This window comes from Streptomyces sp. HUAS 15-9 (genome assembly GCF_025642155.1).
Taxonomy (GTDB): domain Bacteria; phylum Actinomycetota; class Actinomycetes; order Streptomycetales; family Streptomycetaceae; genus Streptomyces.
In genome coordinates, this window is record NZ_CP106798.1 from 1,350,359 (window position 1) to 1,376,700 (window position 26,342).

Sequence of the window (26,342 nt, forward strand, 5' to 3'; positions counted from 1 at the left end):
CCTCCCCCGCCGGTGGAGATCGTCTCCCCCGCCCGGGGGAGGCCTGTTGTCGGCGCCACCTGCCACGATGGTCCGATGGCCCGCTTTCTGCGCCCGCTGACGCGGGGGACGACGTACACACGACTGCTGCATCTGTGGCTGCCGATGCTGATCTTCAGCGTGTGGATGTTCATCGACTCGTCGAAGCCGTGGGTGCCCGCGCTCGTGCTCCTTCCGTTCGGGCTCCTCCCGGTCGTGCGGATGGGCGAGGGCGTGCAGGCGCGGCTGCTGCTCACGCCCGGCGTGGAGGAGCCGGGGATCTCCGTGACGCCGTCGGCGACCTGGCCGGACCGGCTGCGCACGGTGCTGTGGATGGAGGTGCGGCTGGTCCTGGGCGTGGCCACCTCGATGGCCTCGGTGTGGCTTCCGGCGCTCGCGTACGAACTCGGCAGGATGGCGTGGGGACACGTTGCCGATGTCCCGGTCCTGGACCGGGCGGAGCCGCACTGGGCCTACGCCTTGCTGATCCCGCTCCCCCTGATCACGCTCTACGGCGCCCTCGTCGGGCTCGGCGAGCTCGTCACCGCCGTCGCGCGGCGGCTGCTCGGTACGTCCGCCGCCGAGCGGCTCGCCGCCCTGGAGGAGCGGACCGAGCAACTCCTGGAGCGCACCCGTATCGCCCGTGAGCTGCACGACTCCATCGGGCACGCACTGACGGTGGCGGTGGTGCAGGCGGGCGCGGCGCGGACGGCGGGCGACCCGGAATTCACCGAGCGTGCCCTGGGCGCCATCGAGGAGACGGGGCGGGCCGCGCTGGAGGACCTGGAGCGGGTGCTGGGTGTCCTGCGGGAGTCCGAGCGGCCGGTGAGCGGCCGGCCCACCCTGGCCGACGCCGACCGGCTCCTGGATTCCGCGCGCGCCTCCGGCGCCAAGGTCGACGCCGAGGTGACCGGTCCCGTGGAGACGGTGCCGGGACCGGTCTCCCGCGAGGGCTACCGCATCCTCCAGGAGGCGCTGACCAATGTGCTGCGCCATGCGGGGGCCGTGCCCGTGCGGGTACGCGTCACGGTGGCCGGGGGCACTCTCGCGCTGGAGGTGCGCAATCCGCTCAGAGCCCCGGTGCCCGGTCCCGGCCGGGGCAGCGGGCTGCGGGGCATACGCGAGCGTGCGGCCCTGCTCGGCGGCCGCGCGCACACCGGACCGCACGAGGGCGACTGGCAGGTGCACGCCGAACTACCCTTGCGGTGATCTAGGCTTGGCGGATGCCGGTCACCGTTCTTCTCGTCGACGACGAACCCCTGGTCCGCGCCGGTCTGCGGGCCGTGCTGGAGGCGCAGCCCGACATCGAGGTGGCCGGTGAGGCGGCCGACGGGGCGGCGGTGATCCCGTTGGTCCGGCAGCTGCGGCCCGATGTGGTCGCCATGGACGTACGGATGCCTCTGCTGGACGGGATCGAGGCCACGCGCGCAGTGCTGCGCACCGTCGACGATCCGCCGAAGATCCTCGTGGTGACCACGTTCGAGAACGACGAGTACGTGTACGAGGCGCTGCGCGCGGGTGCGGACGGGTTCCTGCTGAAGCGGGCCCGGCCCGCCGAGATCGTGCACGCCGTGCGGCTGGTCGCCGCGGGCGAGTCGCTGCTGTTCCCCGCGTCGGTGCGGCAACTAGCCGCGCAGTACGGCGACGGCGGTGGAAACCGGGCGGCGCGCGCCGTGCTGGAGCGGGCCCGGCTCACCGAGCGGGAGGCCGAGGTGCTGCGGCTGATGACCCGGGGGCTGTCGAACGCGGAGATCGCGGATCGGCTGGTCGTCGGCACCGAGACGGTCAAGTCGCACGTGAGCGCCGTACTGGCGAAGCTCGGCGCCCGGGACCGCACCCAGGCGGTGATCACGGCGTACGAGTCGGGTTTCGTGGCTCCCGGCTGATCCGGTGCGCCCGCGGGTCCGGGGCGGCCCGGGACTCGCCGGGCTCCGCCGTGCCGAGTACGATCCGCCCAACACGCGCACGAGCTGGGAGGACGGACGTTGGGGCGGCTGACCGGCGGCGATCCCTCGCTGCTGCGAAGGATCAATTCCGCGGTGGTGCTGCACGCGCTGCGGGCCACGGACTGTGCGACGCTCACCGAGATCACCCGGGTCACCGGACTGTCCCGGCCGACCGTCGAGGGCGTCGTCGAGGGGCTCATCGAGGGCGGTCTCGTCGTCGAGAAGGCGGCAGAGGAGGGCGTCACCCGGCGTCAGGGGCGGCCCGCGCGGCGGTTCCGGTTCCGGGCCGAGGCCGGGCATCTGCTGGGCCTGGAGATCGGGGCACACCGCGTCGCCGCGCTCCTGGCCGACCTCGACGGCCGGGTGCTGGGCGCACAGGCCAAGGAGGTCGACGAGACCGCCGACGCGGACGAGCGTCTGGAGCGGCTGCGGACGGCCGTCGCCGAACTGCTGCGCCGAGCCGGGGTCGCGCGCGGCTCACTGCGTGCGGTGGGCGTCGGCACACCGGGGATCGTCGAGGCCGACGGCACCGTGCGGCTCGGCACCGCGCTGCCCCAGTGGACGGGCCTGCGGCTCGGCGAGCGGCTCAGCCGTTCCTTCAAGTGCCCGGTCCTGGTCGAGAACGACGCCAACGCCGCGGCCGTCGCCGAGCACTGGAAGGGCGCCGCGACCGAGTCGGACGACGTCGTGTTCGTCCTGGCGGGGCTGAGCCCGGGCGCCGGTTCGCTGATCGGCGGGCGGCTGCACCGCGGGTACGGCGGGGCGGCCGGTGAGATCGGCGCGCTGCATCTGCTGGGCCGGGAGGCGACCCCGGAGACGCTCCTGTCCACCACGGACGAGCCGCTGCACCCGCTGGACGAACAGGCGGTGGCGGAGGTGTTCGCGCTCGCGCGCGAGGGCGACAAGCGGGCCCGCGCGGCCGTCGACCGTTTCATCCAGCGGCTGGTCCACGACGTGGCGGCGCTGGTCCTGGCCCTCGACCCGGAGCTGGTCGTCGTCGGCGGCTGGGCGGCCGGCCTGGACGGCGTGCTGGAGCCGCTGCGCCATGAACTGGCCCGCTACTGTCTGCGGCCCCCCAAGGTGACGCTCTCCCTGCTGGGCGAGGCGGCCGTGGCCACGGGCGCCCTGCGGCTGGCCCTGGACCATGTGGAGGAGCAGCTGTTCGCGGTGGAGGGCACGGTGACCGCGCGACGTTGACTCCGGCCGCGGTGACCGCGCGCGGCTGACTCCGGGGTGACGGGTACTGCGTACGGCTGCTGCGGAAAGTCGGCTGCCACCGGTGAAGGCGCGCCGCACGCGACACCGGCCCGGCGGCACGACCCGAGCACCGACGAGGCGTCCCCGTCGGCTCCAGGAGCGATGCGCCAGGCCCGACAGCTGCCGAGCGGCGTCGGCCCCGGTCCGCCCGTGGATGTCGCACCGACGGCTGGGAAACGCGCCGCGCCCCGGTGGGTTCCGGGGCGCGGTCGGTGCGTGTCGGGGCGGGAGGTGCCGCGGGGTTACGAGGCCTGCCGCTCGGGTCCGTGGTGGATCTCCACACCGCCGGAGTCGCCGAAGGTCAGCCGGCAGGTGTCCGCGCGGTAGGTGGCGACGGAGAGCGCCGCGGTGCGTCCCTCGGCGAAGAAGCGGGTGGTGACGACGAGGACGGGCGCGCCGGGGAGGCGGTCGAGTTCCTTGGCGTCGTCGGCGCGGGCCGAGCCGAGTTCCACGGAGCGGTCCTGGCCCTCCAGCTCCAAGCGCTGCAGCTCGCGCAGGACGGCACGCGCGCGTGCGGTGCCGTTCGGTGCGTCGATCGCCGACAGGTCGGGCACCGAGGAGGCCGGGATGTAGAGCAGTTCGGCGGCGACCGGCCGGCCGTGGGAGACGCGGGAGCGGCGCACGGTGTGCACGGGCTCCTCGGGGTCGGTCCCCAGGGCGGCGGCGACGGTGGCGGGCGGCGCTGTCCGCGTGCTGTCGGCGGGCTGCCAGGCGTCACCGGCGGCGCCCGGCCAGACGTGCTGCTCGGCGCCGACGGACACGCCGACGCGCGGCGGTGCGACGGTCGTCCCCACGCCGCGGCGGCGCTGCAGCCGGCCTTCCAGCTCGAGCTGTTCGAGGGCCTGGCGGAGCGTGGCGCGGGCGACGCCGAAGCGGGCGGCGAGGTCGCGCTCGTTGGGCAGGATCTCGCCGACCGAGAACTCGGAGTCGAGTGCCTCGCTGAGCACGGTCTTGAGGTGCCAGTACTTCGGTTCCGGTACCGATTCCAGCTGCGTGGTCCCCACCCTGTCCTCCGCAATCGCCGTGGTCCGGCGGCGTTTTTGGCGCCCTTGTTTATTAAAGGTTGTTGCACTTATCTGCGACCATAGGGCGGCCCCCACCCTTGGTCAAGACCAATCCTCGATCCCTTACGCACCGCACAGGACCAGCGCCGCGGAGCGTTCATGAGGCGTTCTCACGAGGCCGTGTTCGTGACATCGCGGCAAAGCTCCCGTCGCACGACGGGGCCTCGGGCGGTACGGGTCAGCGGGCGGGCAGGGACCGCAGCTTGTCGGGGTTGCGGATGATGTACACCGCGCGGACGACGCCGTCGGCGGCGTCGATCTGCAGCACGCTGTCGGGCTTGTCCCCGGACACGGCCAGCGCCGCGACGCCGCCGTTGACCTCCAGGAGGCGGAAGGACAGCCCGGCTCCGTCCTTGCGCGCGGCGCCGATGACGAACCGGCCCACCTTGTCGGCGGTCTCCAGGATCCGCAGCGGTGCCCTCGCCTTGCCGCCGCTGTCGCCGACCAGGCGGACGTCGGGGGCCAGCAGTGACATCAGGCTCTCGAGGTCGCCCTCGGCAGCCGCGGCAAGGAACCGCTCCGTCAGGTCCCGGCGCTGGGCCGGGTCGACCTCGTAGCGCGGCCGCCGCTCGTCGACGTGCCGGCGGGCCCGCCCGGCGAGTTGACGCACCGCCGCCTCGCCGCGGTCGAGCATGGCCGCGATGTCGGCGTACGGATAGGCGAACGCCTCGCGCAGGACGAACACGGCGCGCTCCAGCGGGGACAGCGACTCCAGCACGACGAGCACGGCGAGGGAGACGGAATCGGCCAGCACGGCGCGCTCCGCCGTGTCCGGGACGGTGTCGCCGAAGTCGGTGACGTACGGCTCGGGGAGCCACGGGCCGACGTACGCCTCGCTACGGGCCCGGATCTGGCGGAGCCGGTCGATGGCCAGCCGGGTGGTGACGCGCACCAGATAGCCGCGCGGTTCGCGCACGTCGCCGCGGTCCGCGCCGGACCAGCGCAGCCAGGCGTCCTGGACGACGTCCTCAGCGTCGGCCACCCGGCCTAGCATGCGGTAGGCGACGCCCATGAGAACGGGACGGTGCTCCTCGAAGACGTCGGTCACGGTGTCGGCGCTCACGCCTCCATCCCATCCGACACAAGGCGTGCTGTCCAGGCGGAATCGACCCGTCCAGGGCGCGTCGGCACCACAATGATCGGCGGACCGTCGGCGGTCGGCGGACCGGGCACGGGAGGTGGCCGATGAGGTACGCGGTGCTGGGCACGGGTGAGGTGGGCCGCACGCTGGGTGGCAAGCTGGTGCGGTTGGGGCACGAGGTGACCCTGGGTTCGCGTACGAAGGACAATCCGGCCGCTCTGGAGTGGGCGCGGGAGGCGGGTGCCGGGGCGAGTGCCGGGACGTTCGCGCAGGCGGCCGCGGCCGCCGAGGTGATCGTGAACGCCGTGGGCGGCCGGGTGGCGCAGGCGGCTCTGGAGGCGGCGGGCGCGGCGCATCTCGACGGCAAGGTGGTCGTCGACGTGTCCAACCCGCTGGCGTTCGAGGAGGGTCAGTTGCGGCTGGACCCGGTCGAGTCGGACAGCGTGGGCGAGCGGCTCCAGCGGGCCTTCCCGCACGCGCGCGTGGTGAAGACGCTGAACACCGTCAACTGCCAGGTGATGGTGGATCCGGCGCGGGTGCCGGGCGAGCACCAGATGTTCCTGTGCGGCGAGGACGCCGACGCCAAGGAGCAGGTGACGGCCCTGCTCGGCGAGTTCGGCTGGCCGGCCGAGAGAGTGCTGGACCTGGGCGGTATCCGGGCGGCGCGTTCCCTGGAGATGTATCTGCCGCTGTGGATGAATCTGATGCAGAGCCTCGGCCACGCCGACTTCAACGTGCAGGTCCGCACGGCGCGTTGAGACCCCTGCCGCGGCGCGACACGCCGCAACTGGGGGCTACCCGCCGGTAGCAATTGCTGACAAGCTGTCTACGGCGTCCATCGGCCAGTCCAGACGAGGAGCAACCCCATGTCCGCCACCGTCTCCTTCACGGTCCCCTCCGCGCACGGCCAGCGGCCGGTGACCGTCTCCTACGCGCGCGTGGGGGACGGCGACCCGCTGGTCCTGCTGCACGGCATCGGCCACCACCGCCAGGCCTGGGACCCCGTGGTGGACATCCTCGCGACCGAGCGCGATGTGATCGCCGTGGACCTGCCCGGCTTCGGCGCGTCCCCGGCCCTGCCGGACGGCCTCGCCTACGACCTGCCCACCACCAACTCCGTGCTCGCCGCCCTGTTCGAGGCACTGGATCTGGACCGCCCGCACGTGGCGGGCAACTCCCTGGGCGGCCTGCTGGCCCTGGAGCTGGGCCGCGAGAAGCTCGTACGGTCCGTCACCGCCCTGTCCCCCGCCGGGTTCTGGTCGGAGGCCGAGCGGCTGTACGCGTTCGGCGTCCTCATCGCGATGCGGCGGATCTCCCAGCAGCTCCCGGTGCCGCTGGTCGAGCGACTGGCCCGCACGGCGGCCGGCCGGACGGCCCTGACGAGCACCATCTACGCCCGTCCGGCCCGCCGTTCACCCGAGGCCGTGGTCGCCGAGACGCTCGCGCTGGCCCAGGCCACCGGGTTCGACGCGACGCTGCGGGCCGGTGCCTCCGTCCAGTTCACCGACGACCTCCCGGGGATCCCGGTCACCGTGGGCTGGGGCACCAAGGACTGGCTGCTGGTGCGCCGCCAGGGCGTCCGCGCCAAGCAGGTCATCCCCCAGGCCCGGCTGGTGCGGCTGCCGGGCTGCGGGCACTGCCCGATGAACGACGACCCGGCGCTCGTCGCCCGTGTGATCCTCGACGGCAGCCACTGACCGGCGCCGGATCCCCGTCGACGCCCCCGAGCCCAGGGCGACTCCGGCGCCCACCAGGGCGCTGCCCACGGCCTGGGCGAGACCGTAGGAGCCGGTTCCGGCGAACGGGGCGGTGCAGGCGGCCGCCACCGGGATGAGCCCGGAGAAGAGCGTGGCGCGCTCCGCGCCGATCCGCTGCATGCCCATGTACCAGCACACGAAGCCGACGACCGTGACGACCGCCGCCTGCCAGAGCAGCGCGGCGGCCTCGGTGGCGTCGGGGCGCCGCAGCCACCCGTCCCCGTCGAGGACGACGCCGGCGAGGGCCGACTCGGCGGCGGCGACGGCGCTCACCGTGGCGGACAGCAGCCGAGGTCCCAGCCGCCGCAGCACGGGGACCGCGAGGACCGCGAACCCGACCTCACCGGCCAGGGCACAGGCGGAGAAGGCGATCCCGGCCGCGTCGGTACGGCCCCACCCCTGCACGGTGAACGCGCCGACGGCGACCAGCAGCGCGCCGTACAGCACGACGCGCTGTGGACGGCGGCCGTCGAGGAGCGGGACGACGACCGCGACCACCACGGGAGCGCAGCCCACGAAGACACCCGGTACGGCAGGCTCGGCGGTGCGCTCGGCGGCGATGACGGCCAGGTTGAAGCCGACCATGCCGACGGCCGCGAGCAGGGCCAGGCGGGCCCACTGGCGGGGTGCGAGCACGCGCAGGCGCTGCGTCGACCCCCGCCCGGCGAGCGGCAGGAGCAGCAGAGCGGCCAGTCCGTAGCGCAGGCACTGGCCGCCCGCGTACGGGTAGTCGCCGAGCAGGCTGTTGGCGGTGAAGGAGCCTCCGACGAGCACGCAGGCGAATGCGGCGAGCAGGGCACCGCGACGGGTGGCGTTCATGACGTCGACGCTAGGGAGGGCGGCGGCCCGGTTTAAGGTCCATTTCCATGACGTCATCGGGGACCAATCCGGGCGGGCTGACGGGCACCGCCGCATGGGAACTGCTGCTCCCGGCCGCATCGGCGCCGCCACGCGCGCGTGGCCGCGCCCTCCAGGCGGCACTGCGCGAGGCGATCCGCTCGGGGCGGCTCGCGCCGGGCACCCGGCTGCCGTCGAGCCGGGACCTCGCGGCCGATCTCGGGGTGTCGCGCGGGCTGGTCACCGAGGCGTACGAGCAGCTGACGGCCGAGGGCTATCTGCGCAGCGACCGGGGAGCGGGCACGTGGGTGGGCGGCGGTGTCCGTGCGGCCTCGCCCCGCGCGCGTGACCTGGCGCCGCGGTCCCCCGGCGCGCGCGCCGACTTCGTGCCCGGGACACCGGACCTGTCGCTGTTCCCGCGCGCCGCGTGGGCCGCGGCGCAGCGGGCGGTGCTGGCGGACCTGCCGCACCACGACCTCGGCTACCCCGACCCACGCGGACTGCCCCGGCTGCGCTCCGCCCTCGCCGAACTGCTGGGCCGACGCCGGGGCGTGGCCGCCGACCCGGAGCGGATCGTGGTCGTCTCGGGCGTCGCGCAGGCCACGACCCTGCTCGGATTCGTGCTCCACGCGCGCGGGATGCGCACGGTCGGCGTCGAGGACCCGGGCAGCCCACAGCACGAGGCCCTGTACACCGCGGCCGGCATGGGCACCGTACCGCTGCCCCTGGACGACGAGGGCCTGGCCCCGGACCCCCTGCGTGCCTCGGGCGTCCGGGCCGTGGTGACGACGCCGGCCCACCAGTTCCCCACCGGTATCGCGTACTCGGCGCGGCGGCGCACCGAGTTGCTCGACTGGGCTCGGTCGGTGGACGGGCTCATCCTGGAGGACGACTACGACGGCGACTTCCGGTACGACCGCGCCCCCGTGGGCGCGCTCCAGGGACTGGACCCGGAGCGGGTCGCCTACACGGGGTCGGTCAGCAAGTCCCTCGCCCCGGGCCTGAGGCTGGGCTGGCTGCTCGTGCCCGAGTGGCTGGCCGACGAGGTGGTCGAGCGCAAGCGGACCATGGATCTTGGGCATCCCTCACTGGACCAGGCGCTGTTCGCGCGGTTCCTGGAGCACGGCGACTACGACCGGCAGCTGCGCCGCTGTCAGCGCGCGTACCGGGAGCGGCGCGACGTCCTGGTCGCGGCGCTGGAGGAGCACTTCCCGCGGGCCAGGGTCTCGGGGATCGCCGCGGGCCTGCACGCCATCGCCGAACTGCCGCGGCGGTACGGGCCCGAGGAGCGCTTCCTGGAGCGGATGGCCGCAGCCGGTGTCGCGGTGCGTCCGCTCAGCGCCTGCGCACACGCGCGTGCCGACGCGTCCGGCGTGCGGCTGGTCCTGGGGTACGCGCATCTGTCGCCGGCGCAGATCAGGGCGGGCGTGCGGCTGATGGCCGAGGCGCTCGCCCGGTGAGGGCCGGGGCTACCGGCAGCCTCCGAATCGCACACCGGTTCCCTTGCCGATGGGGCCAGTTGTTCACTTGTGGTTTCCGTGTGCGCTGCGGCGCACCAGTAGTTGTGACAGTGCACATTGGCCGGATCCCGTTCAGGAGGCCCTTCCATGGCACATCGTCCGTTCCCCGGCCGCCGCAGCGTCCTGCGCGGCTCCCTGGCCGCGTCGGCGGCCCTGACCCTGCCCACGGCCCCGGGCGCGGCCCCGGCATCCGCCCTGTCCGGGCGCCCCAAGGCGGGCTGGGGCGTGCAGACGGGCGACGTGACCTCCGACTCCGGTCTGGTGTGGGTGCGTTCGGACCGGGCGGCCCGGATGATCGTGGAGACGTCGGCCACCGAGTCGTTCCGCATCGCGCACAGATGGCACGGCCCGCTCCTGGGCCCGGACACCGACTTCACCGGCACCACACGGCTGCGCGGCCTCCCGCCCGGCGAGCAGATCCACTACCGCGTGCTGCTCGCCGACCCGGACGACCCGCGGCGCACCGGCGAGCCGGTCACGGGCACCTTCCGCACCGTGTCCACGCACCGGCGCGACGGCGTGCGGTTCCTGTGGTCCGGCGACCTGGCAGGCCAGGGCTGGGGCATCAACCCCGACCTCGGCGGCTACCGGATCTACGACGCGATGGCGAAGCTCGACCCCGACTTCTTCATCTGCAGCGGCGACAACGTCTACGCCGACGGGCCGATCTCGGCCACCCAGGCCCTGCCCGACGGCAGCGCCTGGCGGAACATCACCACCGAGGAGAAGTCCAAGGTCGCCGAGACCCTCGCCGAGTACCGCGGCAACTTCCGCTACAACCTGCTCGACGACAACCTCAAGCGCTTCAACGCACAGGTCCCCTCGATCGTCCAGTGGGACGACCACGAGGTGCGCAACAACTGGTACCCGGGCGAGGTGATCGCCTCCACGGACACCCGCTACACCGAGAAGAGCATCGACGTCCTGGCCGCGCGCGCCCGGCGGGCGTTCAGCGAGTATTTCCCCGTCTCGACGCTGCGGCCGGGCGCGAAGGACGGCCGGGTGTACCGCGTCCTGCGGCAGGGCCCGCTGCTCGACGTGTTCGTCCTCGACATGCGGACGTACCGCAACGCCAACTCCTCCGACAACCAGAGCGTGGACCCGCAGGGCATCCTCGGCCACGAGCAGCTGGAGTGGCTCGAGCGGGAGCTGTCCCGGTCGCGGGCGGTGTGGAAGGTGATCGCGGCCGACATGCCGCTCGGGCTGGTCGTGCCCGACCCGATGGAGGGCCTGCCGAACATCGAGGCGGTGGCCCAGGGCGACCCCGGCGCTCCGCTGGGCCGTGAGCTGCAGATCGCCGAACTCCTGCGGTTCATCAAGCACCGGCGGATCACGGGCACGCTGTGGCTGACGGCGGACGTGCACTACACCTCGGCCCAGCACTACCAGCCATCACGGGCCGCCTTCACCGACTTCGAGCCGTTCTGGGAGTTCGTCTCGGGTCCGCTGAACGCAGGCGCCTTCCCGGCCAACGCCCTGGACAACACCTTCGGTCCGGAGCGGGTGTTCGTGAAGGCGCCGACCGCCTCGAACGTCTCGCCCGCCGGTGGCTACCAGTTCTTCGGCGAGGTCGACATCGACGGCCACAGCGGGGAGCTGACGGTGCGGCTGCGCGGGCAGGACGGCACCGTGCTGTTCACCCAGACGCTCCAGCCGGGCCTGGTCGGCCAGTAACCACCGGGCCTGGTGGGCCAGTGGCTCCCGTGCCCTTTCGCTGTGCCGCGCACCGGCGTCATCCCCCCGGCGCGCGGCATCGCACCGTCCCTCCCAACTCACCGCCGGGAGAGGCGTTTTCGCAGGTCAGGACCGATTGTCAGTGGTCGTCTCTACGGTTTTTCCCATGACGCGATCTGTACAGGCCGTGGCCTATCGCCAACCCTCCGTGCTGGAATCCGCAGCGGACGGACGACGCCTCGGGCTCGAGACCTCCCGGGGCGCGACGCCCACCGGTGTCGAGGACCATCCGCGCTTCTTCGCGGGCTTTCTGACCTCGCCTCAGGTCGCCGCGGCCGGGCTGCTCGCGGTGGGCGACGTGGCGGCCGCGCGCTACTACCAGCCGCAGCTGCGCGCCTCGCTCGACCCGGTGGTGACCGGCAACGGCGACCGGCTGCGCTTCGAGTCCTTCTCCGGCTGCGGCGGCGTGTACGCGCGCCTGGACGTCCTCGGCCCCGGCCTAGACGGCGGCGAGGTGGGCCATGGGACGACGAACGTCGACGTCAACAACCCGCTGCGCGAGGCCCTGTCCCGGATCGGCACGGCCGACCCGCTCCATCTGCGCGTGGGCCCCGAGGAGCTGGCCGTCACCACGCTGGACGGACCGGTGGTGGAGAAGAAGGTGCCGCTCCCGGACCGCTGGCTGCGCGGATTCGCCGAGGCCCAGGTGACAGCGGCCGGGTTCGACCTGCGGGCCGAACTGCCGGCCGACGAGGCTGTGCGGTTCCTGCGCGGGCTGCCCCGGGTAGGCGGAACGGGGCGCGGGGCCGGCGGTCCGCGCTGGGTGGTCCCGGTGGGCCGCGGGCTGCGGCCGACGACCCGGCCGGTGCCGGGCGCGGTGTGCCTGCCCGGCCCCGAGCGGCTGGCCGCGCTCCAGCGGGTGCTGCGACACGCGACGGCCCTGCGGGTGTACGGCCCGGCGGTCGCCGGTGCCGGGGCCGGAGCGACGGCGGCCGCCTGGGAGGTGGTCCTGCCGGGCATGCGGCTGACGCTCACGCTGTCGCCCGACGCCTCGCGCGGATTCTCCGGCGAGGGCGGCGTCCTGGACGCTCTGGCCACCGACGAGGCCGCCGACGACGCGGAGCTGATCGAGGTGCTGCTGGCGTGGGAGCCCCGCGTCGACGTCGCCGACCTCGCCGACTCCTCCGGGCTCACCCCGGAGCGGGTGCGCGCGGCCCTGGTCCGGCTCGGCACCTCCGGACGCGTCGGCTACGACACGGCGGAGGCGGCCTACTTCCACCGGGAGCTGCCGTACGACGCAGGGCGCGTCGAGCGCCACAATCCGCGGCTGCGTTCGGCGCGGGCGCTGGTGGCCGCGGGCGCGGTCGCCCTGGACGGGCCGCTGGGGACGGTGACCGCCGAGGACGGCCATGTGCACCGGGTTCGCGACGAGGCCGGGGTGCTCAGCTGCAGCTGTCTGTGGTGGGCGAAGTACCGCGGCGGGCGCGGGCCGTGCAAGCACGCGCTGGCGGTGCGGATGGTGCGGCGGGGTGCCGTGGTGGGACAGGAGTTCGCGGGAGTCGACGGGGGTGCGCGATGAGCGCGGTGATGAAGGCGGTGCGGGCGGGGCGGACGGCCGAGACGCTGCGCCTGCTCAAGGGGATGACGGACCCCGAACGGCGAGCGCTGCTGCCCGAGTTGAAGGCAGTCCGCAAGGAGCTGCGGACCGATCCCTGGGGCAACGCGTCCCGTGACGCCCATCCGGCGCTGCACGCGGCCGGGGCGGCCTGCCACACGGGAGCGGCGGCCGCGGCGAGCTGGCTTTCGGGCTCGGACATGCGCTGGTGGCAGGCGTCGCCCGAGCTGCTGTTGCAGGCACTGGAGGGCCGTGACAACGCGTGGCTGGCCGATGTGGCGCACCGGCTCGCACAGCGGCCGGTGTCCGCGGACGTACCGTACGAGCTGATGTCCGGGCTGGTGCACCGGGCGGGCTGCGACGTCCCGGTGACGGACGCCTATGTGGTCGGCTGGATCCGGCACATCGGCAGCTCCTGGGCCTCGGGCTCGATCCTCGACCGGCTGCGCGGGGAGCCGGATCTGGCCCGGCTCGTGGCCGGCCTCTTCGACCTCACGGACCTCAGCGAGGTCCGCTGGCTGTTCGGCGACGGACCGAACTCCTGGCAGAGCGCCCTCGCCGAGCTCACCCGGAGGGGATCGCTGGACCGCAAGACCATGGTCGACGCCTGTGTCTCACGCCTCCTGCGCGGCGGCGCCCCCACCGACCACCGGGTCTTCCTCCCCCTGTTCGAACTGCTCGGCCTCACCCGGGAGGAGGAGCGGGAGCGGACCGCCGACTGGATCGCCCTGGCTCGCGACGCCGCCTCCCCCGTCGCCTCCCACGCCCAGTCGGTCCTGGCTTCCCTCGCGCTGGACGGCGAGCTGTCCACCCGGCTGCTGGCCGAGGCTTCCGAAGGTCTGCTGTTCCGCACCGAGAAGAAGCTGGTGCGGGCCCAGCTCGTGCTGCTCGGCAAGGTGCTGTCCCGCGATCCGTCCGCGGCGGCCGAGCTGCTTCCCGTCGCGGCCCAGGCGTTCGGGCACGAGGACACCCAGCTGCAGGAGCGGGCGCTCAAACTGGTCGAGCGGCATGCGAAGAAGGTCGACTCCGACGCCCTGCGAGACGAACTGACGCTCGCGGTGGAGCAGTTGACGCCCTCGCTGCGCACCCGCGCGGTGGACGGCCTGGGCCTCACGGGCGTGGACCGGGAACCGGTGGTGTACGAGGAGGTGCTGCCGCCCGCTCCGGAGCCGGTGCGCCTCGCGGCGGCGCCCGAGTCGGCGGTCGAACTGGCCGAAGAGGTGAGCGCCCTGCTGGCCGCCGGCGGTGACGTGGCCACGTTCGAGCGGGCCCTGGACGGCCTGGTGCGCCAGGCCCATCAGAACCTCGACGCGCTGCTGGAGGCGCTCGAGCCGGTGATCGTCCGACGCCACTGGCACACCGCGGAACCGGGCCAGTGGCACCACGCGGACTCGTACTTCAACTCGTACAACGACCTCCACGGCACCGAGGACGCTCTCGACCTCCTCCTCGCGACGCTGCGCGGAGGAATGAAGACCAGCACGCTCCACCATGCGCTCCAGAACGGCTCCAACAGCCCCGGCTGCCTGCACGTCGGCCTCTCCGAGGTGTTCGACTCCCGGCTGTGGGAAGTGGCGTACCGGCTCCGCACCGACCCGCTGCCGTTGCTGCTGTCGACGCCCACCTGGAGCACGGGACTCCTGGAGCCGGACGAGTTGGTGGACCGCCTCGGCACCTACCGGCGCCTGGGCGCCCGCGTCGCGGCGGCCGATTTCGCACAGGCCCTCCTGCGGGTGCGGCGCGCGGACCGGCCGGTGGCCACCGCGGCAGCCCGGCGGGCGGCGGCGCTCGGCACGGCGGAGGGAGACCGTCTCGCCCGCTGGCTGTCCAAGCAGGGCCCCGCCCAGCCCTGGTCCACCCGGCACACCTCGGCAACGCGGATCGTGGTCGAGCTCGGCGAACTGCTGGAACTGCAGGAGGACTTCCCCGCGGAATTCCAGCGGCTCGGGCGTCGGCTGGCCGCCTACGGAGCCCACTGGCACTGCTCTCACTGGAACGAAGAGCTGCGGCGGCACTGGCTGGCCGCGCTCCCGGAGCAGCGCGAACTGGTGGCGGCACGGATCGTGCACGACCTCTCCGGGGCGGCCGTGAACGACATCCCGGGACCCGTCGACATCCTCCCGCTGCTGGCCGAGTCCGGTGGCGAGGCGGGTGCGAGCGTGCACCTGTGCGTGGCGTACGGGCTGGGGGCTCGGCAGGCGGAGGACCGGCTCGCCGCGGTGGACGCGCTGCTGGTGCTCGCCGCGCGCGGACAGCTCGACGCCGAGGGGCTGGGGACCGATCTCGGCCTGCTGGTGCAGTGCGGCACGGTGAAGCCGCTCCGACTCGCCGAGTCGGCCCGGACCGCGGCGGCCACGGGGGCCAACGCGACCATATGGGAGATGCTGCGTCACACCTTGCCTGTGTTGCTCGCGGACCCCGAGACGGCGTCGGTCCGTGGGCTCGGGGACCTGCTGGCCGTGGCCGCCGAGTGCGCCGAGCGGTCCGGGGCGCGCGGCGAGCTGCCGCACCTCGCCGCGACCGCCGCCCGGCGTGGTTCGTCCCGGCTGGTGACCGAGGCCCGGCGGCTGCGGGACGCCCTGGCCGCTCCTGCCCGGTAGGAGTAGGCGGCTCCCGCCCGGCAACAGGCCGCTCCCGCCCGGTAATAGAAAGAACAATAAAAGGGGCAGAAGCACGCTTTACCCATCGGTCACAAGTCGTTCGTGATCACGCAACACCGTTCCTTCACAGTGGGTGCATGAATCGAGGAATGTCTGATGTGACACGGACGAAGCACGGGCGTCCCGTGCACCACTGGCGACGGGACGTCGTCGAACTCGCCGCCCTGTTCACCGCCGTCGCGGTGGCGGACGCGGTGGCGAACCTGATCGGGCACGGGCCCGACGGCCCGGCGCTGCTGCTGATCTCGGCGGTGGCGCTGGCCGCGACGGCGGGGTTCCACGTCTGGTGGTCACGGCGCCACGGTCACGCACCGCCGACGAGCGATACCGGTGCCCGGCCGATCACCCAGGCCGGGCCGTCCGACGAGCACGCGACGACGCCCCGGGCGGTGGCCGGGGCGAGCACGCTGTGGCGGATGCGGACGACGGTGAAGGACGAACCCGGCTCGCTGGCCGCGCTGTGCACGGCTCTCGCCGGGCAGCGGGTCGACATCCTGAGCCTGCAGACGCATCCGCTGGCCGAGGGCACGGTGGACGAGTTCCTGCTGCGCGCCCCGGGTGAGCTCCCGGCCGCCGAGATCAGTCGTGCGGTCTCGCGGGCGGGGGGCACGACCACCTGGATCGAGCGGGCCGACGCGCACGACCTGGTGGACGCGCCGACCCGGGTCCTGGGCCTCGCGGCGCGCACCGCGCTGGACGCGGCGGAACTTCCGCTGGCGCTGCGGCAGTTGCTGGGACGGTGCACCATCCGTTCGCTGCCCGCCACGTCCCTCGGCGGCCGCCGCGCGCCGGAGGAGGTGCCGGCCGAGGGAACACTCGAGGACACCGTGATGCGGTTGCGGGCACCGGAAGGCGGAGTGATCACCGTGGAACGGCCGTATCTGCCGTTCACGCCGACCGAGTTCGCCCGGGCACGGGCGCTGGTGGAGCTTGACGCCCGGCTCGGCCCCCGCATCCCGCGCAGCCAGGACGTGCTGACGCTGCCCGAGGGCAGCGCGATCACCGTGCGCCGGGCCGACACGCGGGACGTCGAGGCGGCGAAGGCGATGCACGAGCGGTGCTCGGCGCGGACGCTCGGCATGCGCTACCACGGGCCGATCGGTGACGCGGACCGCTATCTGAACCACCTGCTGAGCCCGCGTTTCGGGCGCACGCTGGCCGTGCAGACGGCGTCGGGCCGCATCGTCGGCCTCGGTCATCTGCTCTGGGACGGCGACGAGACGGAGGTCGCCCTGCTCGTCGAGGACGAGTGGCAGCAGCGCGGCATCGGCGGCGAGCTGCTGGGCCGTCTGGTGGCGATGGCGGTCGACGCCGGCTGCGAGAGCGTGTACGCCGTGACGCAGGCGTCCAACACCGGCATGGTCGCCGCGATGCGCGGTCTGGGCCTGCCCCTCGACTACCAGATCGAGGAGGGCACGCTGGTCATCACGGCCCGCCTGGGCACCACCCCGGTCACCTCGTTGCTGTCGTACGACGGCAGGCAGGGGCAGGTCGGCGGACCGGCCCGCCGCGACTGAACAAGGCGGGACCGAGCGAGGCGGGACCAAGCCAGGCGGGACCAAGCGTCCGCTCGGCGAACGGCGAGCGGCCCGGCGGAACCCCGCCGGGCCGTTCGCCTGTCGACCTGCCCCGTGCCAGGCCTCAGCTCACCGCCGCCTGAAGCTGCGCCGTCGACGACGCCTCACCGTGCTCTCCGAGCGCGCTGTCCAGATCCGCCCACAGGTCCTCGACGTCCTCCAGCCCGACCGACATCCGCAGCAGCCGGTCGCTCACACCGGCCCCGCGCCGGTCCTCCGCGTCCACGATGCGGTGGCTGATGGACGCCGGATGCTGGATGAGGGTGTCGACGCTGCCCAGGCTCACGGCCGGGGTGATCAGCCCGACGCGGGCGATGACCTCGTGCGGGTCACCTTGGACCTCGAAGGCGATCATGGCGCCGCCGATGCGCGGATAGTGGACCCGCGCGACACGCGGGTCGGCGACCAGGCGCCGGGCCAGCTCGGCGGCGCTCGCGGAGGCGGCCCGCACCCGCACCGGCAGCGTGGACAGCCCCCGCAGCAGCAGATAACCGGCCAGCGGATGCAGCACGCCGCCCGTGGCGAATCGTATCTGCCGCAGCTGTCGCGCGAACTCCTCATCACAGGCCACCACGCCCGCGAGCACGTCGCCGTGGCCGCCGAGGTACTTGGTGGCGCTGTGCAGCACGAGCCGGGCGCCCTGCTCGGCCGGGCGCTGGAGCACGGGCGTGGCGAAGGTGTTGTCGGCGAGCAGCGGCACGGAGCCGCAGGCGTGGGCGACCGCCCGCAGATCGACCTCGGCCAGCGTCGGATTCGCCGGCGTCTCGACCATGACAAGCCCGGTGTCCGGGCGCAGCGCGTCCTCGATCCCGGCCGGATCGGTCCAGGTCACCTCCGTGCCCAGCAGTCCGGCGGTCAGCAGGTGGTCACTGCAGCCGTACAGGGGGCGGACCGCGACGACGTGGCGCAGGCCCGTCGCGGAGCGGGCGAGGAGGACCGCGCTCAGCGCCGCCATCCCGCTGGCGAACGCCACCGCGGACTCGGTGCCCTCCAGCCGGGCCAGCGCGGTCTCGAAGCGGGCCACGGTCGGATTGCCCAGCCGCCCGTACACCGGCATCCCGTCCAGGGCGGCGCCGGTGGCGGCGAAGGCGTCGATGCGGGCGGCCTCGCCCCGGCTGTCGTACGAGGGATAGGTGGTGGACAGGTCGATGGGCGGGGCGTGCAGGCCCTGCCGGGCGAGGTCGTCGCGGCCGGCGTGCACGGCCTCGGTGGCCAGTGCTCTCGATGCGGTGCGTACGGCGTCGTAGGCACCCGTGCTCGCTGAGTCCATGGGCAGAGGGTGAACACCGAACGGGTGATAAGAATCGAACACCGTGCTACGTTCGGCCAATGGCCGAATCTGTCGTACTGGATCCGGTGGACCTCCATCTGCTGCGCCTGCTGCAGAACGACGCCCGGATCACCTATCGCGACCTCGCCACCCTGGTGGGCGTGGCACCGTCGACGTGTCTGGACCGGGTGGCCCGGCTGCGCCGCTCGGGCGTGATCCTCGGGCATCAGCTGCGGCTCGATCCGGCCAAACTGGGGCGCGGCCTGGAGGCACTGCTCTCGGTGCAGGTGCGACCGCACCGCCGGGAGCTGGTGGGTCCCTTCGTGGAGCGGATCCGCGCGCTGCCGGAGTCACGGACGGTGTTCCATCTGACCGGGCCCGACGACTATCTGGTGCATGTCGCCGTGGCGGACATGGCGGACCTGCAGCGGCTGGTCCTCGACGAGTTCACGGCGCACCGCGAAGTGGCTCGTGTGGAGACCCGGTTGATCTTCCAGCAGTGGGAGTGCGGCCCCTTGCTGCCCCCGGCCACGCCCACAGCTGAATCAGGAATACATGGGTGACGCAGACATCGTCGCCGTATGAGGATGGGCGGCATGTCTGAGACCAAGAGCCCGCTGCCCCGTGAAGTCGCCGACGCCTACGTCGACGAGCTCGTCGCCCTCGACCCGGTCACCGGCACGTACCTCGGCGTGAAGGAGAGTGCGAGCAGGCTGCCCGACTTCTCTCCCGCGGGCCAGCAGGCCCTGGCGGAGCTGGCGCGGACCACCCTCGCGAAGCTGGACGAGGCCGAGCGCCGGCCCGGGGCGGACAGCGATGTGGAGCGCCGCTGCGGGCGTCTGCTGCGCGAGCGGCTCACCGCCGAGCTCGCGGTGCACGAGGCCGAGGAGAGCCTGCGCGCGATCGGCAACCTGCACACGCCCGGACACGCGGTGCGCGACGTGTTCACCATGATGCCGGCGCAGACGGACGAGGACTGGGCGGCGATCACCGAGCGGCTGCGCGCGGTCCCGGCCGCGCTGGCCGGCTACCGCGAGTCCCTGGCGCTCGGTCTGGAGCGGAAGCTGTACGCGGCTCCGCGTCCGACCGCCACCCACATCGACCAGCTCACGGAGTGGTCGGACACCGACGGCCAGGGGCGCGGCTGGTTCGAGGACTTCGTCTCGGCCGGGCCGCAGGCGCTGCGCGCGGAGCTGGACGAGGCCGCCCGCGGGGCGACCGCGGCCGTCGTGGAGCTGCGCGACTGGCTGCGGGACGTCTACATGCCGGCCATCGAGGGCGCTCCGAACACGGCTGGCCGCGAGCGGTACGCGCGCTGGTCGCGCTACTTCAACGGCACGGACCTGGACCTGGACGAGGCGTACGCGTACGGCTGGTCGGAGTTCCACCGCATCCTCGGCGAGATGAAGCAGGAGGCCGAGAAGATCCTGCCGGGTGCCGAGACACCGTGGGTGGCGCTCGCGCACCTCGACGAGCACGGCACGCACATCGAGGGCGTCGACGAAGTCCGCGAGTGGCTGCAGGGCCTGATGGACCGCGCGATCGCCGATCTGGACGGCACACACTTCGAACTCGCCGAGCGGGTACGGAAGGTGGAGGCCCGCATCGCGCCGCCCGGCGGCGCGGCGGCCCCGTACTACACGGCTCCGTCGGAGGACTTCTCGCGCCCCGGCCGCACCTGGCTGCCGACGATGGGCCAGACCCGGTTCCCGGCGTACGACCTGGTGTCGACCTGGTACCACGAGGGCGTGCCCGGTCATCACCTCCAGCTGGCGCAGTGGGCGCACGTGGCCAAGGACCTCTCCCGCTACCAGGCCACGATCGGCGGGGTCAGCGCCAACGCGGAGGGCTGGGCGCTGTACGCGGAGCGGCTGATGGACGAGCTGGGCTATCTCACGGACCCCGAGCACCGCCTCGGCTACCTCGACGCGCAGATGATGCGCGCGGCCCGCGTGATCGTGGACATCGGCATGCACCTGGAGCTGGAGATCCCGGCTGACTCGCCGTTCCACCCGGGTGAGCGCTGGACGCCGGAGCTGGCCCAGGAGTTCTTCGGCGCGCACAGCAGCCGCCCGGCGGACTTCGTGGAGAGCGAGCTGACCCGCTATCTGACCATTCCGGGCCAGGCGATCGGCTACAAGCTCGGCGAGCGGGCCTGGCTACTGGGCCGGGAGAACGCGCGCGAACGGCACGGCGACGCCTTCGACCTGAAGGCCTGGCACATGGCGGCCCTCTCCCAGGGTTCGCTGGGCCTGGACGACCTGGTGGACGAGCTGTCCCGGCTCTGAGCGGCGCGTGACCGGCGACGCCCGCGTGGGCGCCGCCGGTCACCGGCCGCCGGTTCAGTGCGGAAGCCGTCGCAGCTGTACGAGTCCGACCCAGGTCTCCGGTCCCGGCTGCGCGTAGGCGGCACGCACCGCGTACCGGCCCGGTTCCAGCGGCACCCTCAGGTGCTCCTGGTGGGCGGTGTCCGTGCCGGACCAGGCCGAGTCGAACAGGACGACGGGGCCGGGTATGTCCCAGCCGACCTCGTCCTCCCACACAGCCGCGTCGAGGGCGGCGGGAACGCCGGCCAGCAGTTCGTCCTCGGAGTTCGCGGCGCTCCACCGTACGAAGGCGCCGTGGTCGGGCAGGAAGGAGGTGGAGGCCGGTTCGTCGCCGAGGACCAGGGCCGCGCTGTCGCCGACGGGGAGCAGACCGACGTATCCGTCGACCTCGCACGCCCGGTCGTAGTCGGTGTCCATCTCCTCGCCGTCGGCCCCGGCCCAGAACGGCAGCACCGCCTCCGGGACGGCTATGAGCGGGCCGCCTCCCGACTCCACCCACTCCAGAACGCCTGGTTCCGCGTATCGAGCCATGCGCAGAACCTACACGGGTGCGCGTCAGCAGCCGCACTCGCCTGCCACGGGTGCCGTCAGCGGATCGGCGTCCCGGCGCTGCGGCCCCTGCCAGGTCTCGTACGGGAAGCCTTCCCGCGCCCAGTATTCGAATCCGCCGAGCATCTCCTTGACCCGGTAGCCGAGTTCGGCCAGGGCGAGGGCGGCTCGGGTGGCGCCGTTGCAGCCGGGTCCCCAGCAGTACGTCACCACCGGCACGGACTTGTCGAGGAGCCGCTCGGCCTGCTCGGGGATCAGCGCGGTCGGCAGGTGGACGGCGCCGGGGATGTGGCCCTGGTCCCAGGACTCGGTGGAGCGGGAGTCGAGGACGACGTAGCCGGGATCGCCGTCCCCCGCGAGCGCGGCGGCCACGTCGGAGACGTCGGCGTGGAAGGCGAGGCTCGCCCGGAAGTGGGCGGCGGCCTCGGCCGGGGCGGCGGGGGCGACCCGCAGGACGGGGTTCACGGTGTCGGTGATCATGGCAAGAAATCTATGGCTGCCGACCCGCTCGCTGAAGAAGGGATCCCCGGGGTTCCCCTTGATCAGCCGGGGATTCCCCTGCTATTTCTCGGTGATGACCGCTTATTCCCCGGACGCCACCGACTGGCGCATCCTCGACGTCCTGCAACGCGAGGGCCGTGCCAGTTTCGCGGAGCTCGCCCGTGCCGTCTCGATGTCCTCCAGTGCCGTCACCGAGCGGGTCCGCCGGCTGGAGGGGGCCGGAGTCATCCAGGGGTACGCGGCGGTCGTCGACCCCGAGCGTCTGGGCCTGCCCATCCTCGCGTTCGTGCGGCTGCGGTACCCGAACGGCAACTACAGGCCCTTTCACGACCTGGTGGCCGCGACGCCCGAGATCCTGGAGGCGCACCATGTCACGGGCGACGACTGCTTCGTCATCAAGGTCGCCGCGCGCTCCATGTCCCATCTGGAGGCGATCTCGGGGAGGATCGGCGCGCTCGGCTCGGTGACCACGAGCGTCGTGTACTCCTCGCCCCTGCCCCGGCGCCCGCTGGGGCGATGAGCTCAGCCGGCGCCCCGCTGCCGCAGCACCGATCCCGTTCTCCCCTTCACGGCCTCCAGCTGCGCGTGGATCCGGCGCCGCAGATCGGCGACATGGCTGACGATGCCGACGCTGCGGTCCCGTTCGCGCAGGGAGTCGAGCACGTCGAGGACCTCGTCCAGGGTCTGGTCGTCCAGGCTGCCGAAGCCCTCGTCGATGAAGAGCGTGTCGAGGCGGACCCCGCCGGCCTCGTCCGTCACGACGTCCGCGAGACCGAGGGCGAGCGCGAGGGAGGCGAAGAACGTCTCGCCACCGGACAGCGTGGCCGTGTCCCGCTCGCGTCCGGTCCAGGCGTCGACCACATGCAGCCCGAGCCCGCTGCGGCCACGGCCGGTGCGGTCGTCGGAGTGGACGAGGGTGTAGCGGCCGGAGGACATGCGCCGCAGCCGTACGGTGGCCGCGGCGGCGACCTGTTCGAGACGGGCCGCGAGGACGTACGACTCCAGGCGCATCCTGCGTTCGTTGTCCGCCGAGGTGCCCGCGGTGAGGGCGGCCAGGCGGGCCACGCGGTCGTACTCCTCGCGCAGCGGCGCCAGCCGTCGTACGCCGTCGGTCGCCCGGGCGGAGAGCCGGTCGAGTTCGGCGCAGCAGCGGGCGGCCCAGTCGCGTGTGGAGGCCGCGTCGCGCAGCCGCTGGGCGGCGGCGGCCGCGTCCCCCTCGGCAGCTGCGAGGTCGGCGGCGGCTGCTGGGCGGCGGCCGCGGTGTCGGCCTCGGCGAGGACCGCGCGTACGGCGGCCTCCTCGGACTGCCAGACGTCCAGGCGCCGCTGGAGCTCGCGGTGCTCCGCGTCGTCGAGGAGCGCCGCGGCCGCTGCCTGCGGGGTCTCGAACCCGGCCCGGTAGGCGGCGTCGGCGAGGCGGGCGTCGGCGTCCTTGAGCCGCTGGGCGGTGTCCTCGGCGGCGCGCGCGGTGTCGGCCGCGTCGGTCAGCAGGGCGACCTGCCGCTCCAGCTGCGCGGCCCGAGCGGCCACGCTGCCGGCGGTGCCCCGTGCCTGCGCCAACTCCTCTTCCAGAGCGGCCCTTTCACGCTCCAGGGTGTCGCGCCGGGCGATCCGGGAGGCGGAGGCGACCTCGGCCCGCCGAAGCTCGGCCTGGCGGCGCTCGCGCTCGTGCTCGGCGCGCCGCAGCTCCTCGTGGGCGGGGTGCAGCGCGGAGGCGTCCCGACGGGCCTGTGTGTACGCGCGCTCCAGCTCGTCCGCCTCGGCGGCGAGCCGGGCCGTGGGCGCGTCGCCCGCCTCGGCGGTCGCGGCGGCCAGGGCTTCCCGTACGACGCCCAGGCGCCGCTCGGCTTCGGCGCGCTGCTCGTCGGCGTGCCGGGAGGCGGCCAGGGCGCGGTCCTCGGCCTCGCGGTCGACGTGCCCGGCGACCTTGCGGGCGGGCGCCGGGTGTTCGGTGGCCCCGCAGACGGCGCACGGGTCACCGTCGGTGAGGCTCGCGGCGAGTTCGGCGGCGATGCCGTTCAGGCGCTGTTCCTTGAGGTCGAGCCAGTGGGCACGGGTCTGAAGTGCCTGGCGCTCGGCGGCGAGCACCCGCTGGTGGGCCCCCTCGGTGTCACCGGCCAGCTGGTCGCGCATCCGGGCCGCGCCCAGCCGCCGCCGCGCGGGATCGCGCTGTACGGCGAGTTGCTCGGAGCGGGTGGCGGCCTCCTGTGCGGAGTCGATCCGGGCCTGCAGTCCCGCGCGCGTGTCATCCCATTCGGCGAGCCAGCCCGCGGCCTCCCGCAGCACGTCCTCGTCGGCGCGCTCCTGTCGGTCCAGTCCGGCCCGCTCGTCGGCGATCTCGGCGAGCCGCTGTTCCGCGCGGCGGGCCGATTCCAGGCCGCCCAGCTCCTCGGCGGCCCGGCGGGCGGCGGCGGCCAGCCCGGCGGGACCGGCGTCCGTGAAGGTCTCCGGCAGCGGTCCACGCGCGCGTGCCTCGGCGGCGGCCGCTGCCCGGTGTTCGGCGTCGGCGGCCTCCCGCAGTTCCAGGGCCGGCGCCACCGTTTCCGCCTTGCGACCCCGCTCCATCCGCGTCTGCGTCTCGCGGTGGGCCCCGGACCGCTCCTCCAGCCGCGCCGCCCGCTGCCGCGCCTCGGTGAACCTGCCCTGCAGCCGCGCCAGTTCGCGTACGTCGGCCAGCGCGCGGTCGGCGGAGGCCTGGGCGGACTCGGCGGCGGTGAGGCGGCAGTGGGCGAGGGTGAGCCGTTCCCGGGCGGTGCTGCGGGCGATGGCCGCGGCGCCCAGTACGGCCTCGGCCAGGCCCGGCTCGCCCGGGGCCAGTTGGGGCAGCGGCATGGCGTCGCCCGCCTCCTGCTGCATGCGGTGCGCGTCGGCCAGCAGCCCGGCGTCGCCGTCGCGCACCTGCGCCTCCGTGGCACGCCTGCGTTCGGCGAGGCGCTTTTCCACCTCGGCGAAGCGGCGGGTGTCGAAGAGGCGGCCCAGCAGCTTGCCACGGGCCTCGGCGTCGGCCCGCAGGAAGCGCGCGAAGTCGCCCTGGGGCAGCAGGACGACCTGGCAGAACTGCTCACGGCTCATGCCGAGAAGCTGCTCGAACTCGGCACCGATCTCCTGGTGCGAGCGGCTGAGGTTCTTCCAGGCGCGGGCCGGCACGTCGTACTCGCGCAGCAGGCTCTGGGCCTTGTCCGTCGTCGTACCGGAGCCCCGCCTCTTGGGCCGCTCCCACGGTGGCTGCCGGGTGACCTCCAACCGCCGTCCGGCGACGGTCAGTTCTAGGCGGACCTCGGTACGGGTGCCCGCGTCGGCGTGGTCGCTGCGCAGGGAGAGGCCCTGGCCGGTCTGCCGGGCCCCGGGCACGGAACCGTAGAGCGCGTAGCACACGGCGTCCAGGACGGAGGTCTTTCCGGCGCCCGTCGGCCCGTGCAGCAGGAAGAGCCCGGCGGCGGAGAGGGCGTCGAAGTCGACGCTCTGGCTGCTGCCGAAGGGACCGAAGGCGGTCACATCGAGCCGGTGCAGCCTCACCGCGCCACCTCCCGTACGACGTCGTCCGCGCGCACCGCGTCGAACGCGTCGCGGAGCACCGCCCGCTCCCGTTCGTCGGGACCGCCACCTCGGACATGGGCCACGAAGTCCTGGGCGATCTCCTGGTCGCTGCGGCCCGCGAGGCGTCCGGCGTACGACACGTCGGGGTCGTCCGGGGCGCGCTCCGGGGCGAAGACGAGGCTGAGCGCGTGCGGGAAGCGCTCGGTGAGCCGGGCCATGGGGTCGGCGGGGCGGACCGGGTCGGTGAGCGTCGCCTCCACCCAGGCGTCCTCGTGCCGGGCGAGGCCCGGGTCGGCGAGGAGTTCCTGCAGCGTCCCGCCGATCCGGGCCAGCGGCCGCGGGACCGGGCAGTCGACGCGCTCGGCGCCGATCGAGCCGTCGGCGCCGAGGTCGACGAGCCACATGCTCTTGCGGTGGTCCGTCTCCGAGAAGGAGTAGGCGAGCGGGGAGCCCGAGTAGCGCACGCGCTCGGTGATGGTCTGGGAGCCGTGCAGATGCCCCAGGGCGACGTAGTCGACGCCGTCGAAGACCCCGGCCGGTACGGCGGCGACTCCACCCACGGTGATGTCCCGTTCGCTGTCGCTGGCCTCGCCCCCGGTGACGAAGGCGTGCGCGAGGACGACGGAGCGGGTGTGGCGCGGACGTGCGGCGAGGTCGGCGCGGACGCGGTCCATGGCGGCCGCGAGCACGCTCTCGTGACCCGCCTTCTCGACCCCGAACTCGTCCTTCACCAGGGCGGGTTCGAGATACGGCAGTCCGTAGAAGGCCACGTCCCCGAAGGCGTCCGCCAGCACGACCGGCGTGCCGCAGGCGGCCGGCTCGGTGCGCAGATGGATGCCGGCCCGCCCGATGAGACCGGCGCCGACGCCGAGCCGGCGGGCCGAGTCGTGGTTGCCGGAGATCATCACCGTGGGGACGCCCAGTGCCGCGAGCCGGTGCAGGGCGTCGTCGAAGAGTTCGACGGCGGCGAGCGGAGGCACCGCGCGGTCGTACACGTCTCCCGACACGACCACCGCGTCCACCTCGTGCTCGCGCACGGTGGTGACGAGGTGACCGATGAACTCCGCCTGGGCGCCCAGCATGTTCACGCGGTGGAACGCCCGGCCCAGATGCCAGTCGGACGTGTGCAGCAATCTCAAGAAACCGCTCCGCC

The 26,342-nt window shown here is 73.7% G+C and carries 19 protein-coding genes and 2 pseudogenes; 13 read left to right on the forward strand and 8 right to left on the reverse strand.

Features of this window, described 5'->3' with window-relative positions; genetic code table 11:
• Positions 1 to 75: 75 nt before the first annotated feature.
• From N8I87_RS06125 to N8I87_RS06135, 3 genes are all read left to right on the forward strand, one after another.
• Positions 76 to 1,227, forward strand: coding sequence for a sensor histidine kinase (locus N8I87_RS06125; protein WP_263206197.1), 1,152 nt, complete (start codon positions 76 to 78; stop codon positions 1,225 to 1,227).
• Positions 1,228 to 1,241: 14 nt separating this feature from the next.
• On the forward strand, positions 1,242 to 1,904 hold the full coding sequence (locus N8I87_RS06130; protein WP_263206198.1) for a response regulator transcription factor: 663 nt from the start codon (positions 1,242 to 1,244) through the stop codon (positions 1,902 to 1,904).
• Positions 1,905 to 2,003: 99 nt separating this feature from the next.
• A complete protein-coding gene (locus N8I87_RS06135) occupies positions 2,004 to 3,161 on the forward strand; it encodes an ROK family transcriptional regulator (protein WP_263206199.1) in 1,158 nt (385 codons plus the stop codon).
• A gap of 302 nt (positions 3,162 to 3,463) precedes the next feature.
• Here N8I87_RS06135 and N8I87_RS06140 read toward each other — a convergent pair whose 3' ends face one another.
• On the reverse strand, positions 3,464 to 4,225 hold the full coding sequence (locus N8I87_RS06140) for a GntR family transcriptional regulator (protein ID WP_263206201.1): 762 nt from the start codon (positions 4,223 to 4,225) through the stop codon (positions 3,464 to 3,466).
• 238 nt (positions 4,226 to 4,463) lie between these two features.
• Positions 4,464 to 5,348 (reverse strand): RNA polymerase sigma-70 factor, encoded by an 885-nt coding sequence (locus N8I87_RS06145; protein WP_263206203.1) that lies wholly within the window; start codon positions 5,346 to 5,348, stop codon positions 4,464 to 4,466.
• A 122-nt stretch (positions 5,349 to 5,470) separates the two neighbouring features.
• On the opposite strand from N8I87_RS06145, the gene N8I87_RS06150 reads away from it, so the two are divergent.
• Both N8I87_RS06150 and N8I87_RS06155 read left to right on the forward strand, forming a co-directional pair.
• Positions 5,471 to 6,124, forward strand: coding sequence for an NADPH-dependent F420 reductase (locus N8I87_RS06150; RefSeq protein ID WP_263206205.1), 654 nt, complete (start codon positions 5,471 to 5,473; stop codon positions 6,122 to 6,124).
• 108 nt (positions 6,125 to 6,232) lie between these two features.
• Complete coding sequence (locus N8I87_RS06155; protein ID WP_263206207.1) at positions 6,233 to 7,063, forward strand: alpha/beta fold hydrolase; 831 nt, start codon at positions 6,233 to 6,235, stop codon at positions 7,061 to 7,063.
• A gap of 93 nt (positions 7,064 to 7,156) precedes the next feature.
• Here N8I87_RS06155 and N8I87_RS06160 read toward each other — a convergent pair.
• A pseudogene (locus N8I87_RS06160) lies at positions 7,157 to 8,062 on the reverse strand (EamA family transporter); the annotation flags it as partial.
• Here N8I87_RS06160 and pdxR point away from each other — a divergent pair.
• From pdxR to N8I87_RS06185, 5 genes are all read left to right on the forward strand, one after another.
• Positions 7,990 to 9,420 (forward strand): MocR-like pyridoxine biosynthesis transcription factor PdxR, encoded by a 1,431-nt coding sequence (pdxR, locus tag N8I87_RS06165; RefSeq protein WP_263206209.1) that lies wholly within the window; start codon positions 7,990 to 7,992, stop codon positions 9,418 to 9,420. The pseudogene N8I87_RS06160 and the gene pdxR overlap by 73 nt on opposite strands.
• Positions 9,421 to 9,567: 147 nt before the next feature.
• Positions 9,568 to 11,154 carry an alkaline phosphatase D family protein gene (locus N8I87_RS06170; protein ID WP_263206211.1) on the forward strand — a complete coding sequence of 529 codons (1,587 nt, stop codon included), beginning with the start codon at positions 9,568 to 9,570 and terminating at the stop codon, positions 11,152 to 11,154.
• A gap of 166 nt (positions 11,155 to 11,320) precedes the next feature.
• The gene (locus N8I87_RS06175; RefSeq protein ID WP_263206213.1) at positions 11,321 to 12,733 is read left to right on the forward strand and encodes an SWIM zinc finger family protein; all 1,413 of its coding nucleotides are present in this window, start codon (positions 11,321 to 11,323) and stop codon (positions 12,731 to 12,733) included.
• Entirely contained in the window at positions 12,730 to 15,369 is a 2,640-nt protein-coding gene (locus tag N8I87_RS06180) for a DUF7824 domain-containing protein (RefSeq protein WP_263206214.1), read from the forward strand. Before N8I87_RS06175 ends, N8I87_RS06180 begins: the two co-directional genes overlap by 4 nt.
• A gap of 149 nt (positions 15,370 to 15,518) precedes the next feature.
• The gene (locus N8I87_RS06185) at positions 15,519 to 16,946 is read left to right on the forward strand and encodes a GNAT family N-acetyltransferase (protein ID WP_263206215.1); all 1,428 of its coding nucleotides are present in this window, start codon (positions 15,519 to 15,521) and stop codon (positions 16,944 to 16,946) included.
• Between the two features lie 124 nt (positions 16,947 to 17,070).
• Here N8I87_RS06185 and N8I87_RS06190 read toward each other — a convergent pair whose 3' ends face one another.
• Positions 17,071 to 18,276: a trans-sulfuration enzyme family protein gene (locus N8I87_RS06190; RefSeq protein ID WP_263206217.1), complete on the reverse strand. Its 1,206-nt coding sequence runs from the start codon at positions 18,274 to 18,276 to the stop codon at positions 17,071 to 17,073.
• Positions 18,277 to 18,335: 59 nt separating this feature from the next.
• Here N8I87_RS06190 and N8I87_RS06195 point away from each other — a divergent pair, with 59 nt between their 5' ends.
• Together N8I87_RS06195 and N8I87_RS06200 are read left to right on the forward strand one after the other, a co-directional pair.
• Positions 18,336 to 18,839, forward strand: a complete 504-nt coding sequence (locus tag N8I87_RS06195) for an Lrp/AsnC family transcriptional regulator (protein WP_263206218.1) — start codon at positions 18,336 to 18,338, stop codon at positions 18,837 to 18,839.
• 33 nt (positions 18,840 to 18,872) lie between these two features.
• Positions 18,873 to 20,564 (forward strand): DUF885 domain-containing protein, encoded by a 1,692-nt coding sequence (locus N8I87_RS06200; protein ID WP_263206220.1) that lies wholly within the window; start codon positions 18,873 to 18,875, stop codon positions 20,562 to 20,564.
• 54 nt (positions 20,565 to 20,618) lie between these two features.
• On the opposite strand, the gene N8I87_RS06205 is transcribed toward N8I87_RS06200, so the two are convergent.
• Positions 20,619 to 21,134, reverse strand: coding sequence for an immunity 21 family protein (locus N8I87_RS06205; RefSeq protein ID WP_263206222.1), 516 nt, complete (start codon positions 21,132 to 21,134; stop codon positions 20,619 to 20,621).
• Positions 21,135 to 21,158: 24 nt separating this feature from the next.
• Positions 21,159 to 21,632, reverse strand: coding sequence for a rhodanese-like domain-containing protein (locus N8I87_RS06210; RefSeq protein ID WP_263206224.1), 474 nt, complete (start codon positions 21,630 to 21,632; stop codon positions 21,159 to 21,161).
• A gap of 94 nt (positions 21,633 to 21,726) precedes the next feature.
• Here N8I87_RS06210 and N8I87_RS06215 point away from each other — a divergent pair, with 94 nt between their 5' ends.
• A complete protein-coding gene (locus N8I87_RS06215) occupies positions 21,727 to 22,173 on the forward strand; it encodes an Lrp/AsnC family transcriptional regulator (RefSeq protein ID WP_263216326.1) in 447 nt (148 codons plus the stop codon).
• Positions 22,174 to 22,175: 2 nt separating this feature from the next.
• On the opposite strand, the pseudogene N8I87_RS06220 reads toward N8I87_RS06215, so the two are convergent.
• Both N8I87_RS06220 and N8I87_RS06225 read right to left on the reverse strand, forming a co-directional pair.
• Positions 22,176 to 25,168: pseudogene (locus N8I87_RS06220) on the reverse strand (AAA family ATPase).
• Positions 25,165 to 26,328 carry an exonuclease SbcCD subunit D gene (locus N8I87_RS06225; protein WP_263206226.1) on the reverse strand — a complete coding sequence of 388 codons (1,164 nt, stop codon included), beginning with the start codon at positions 26,326 to 26,328 and terminating at the stop codon, positions 25,165 to 25,167. The pseudogene N8I87_RS06220 and the gene N8I87_RS06225 overlap by 4 nt, the downstream one beginning before the upstream one ends.
• Positions 26,329 to 26,342: the final 14 nt, after the last annotated feature.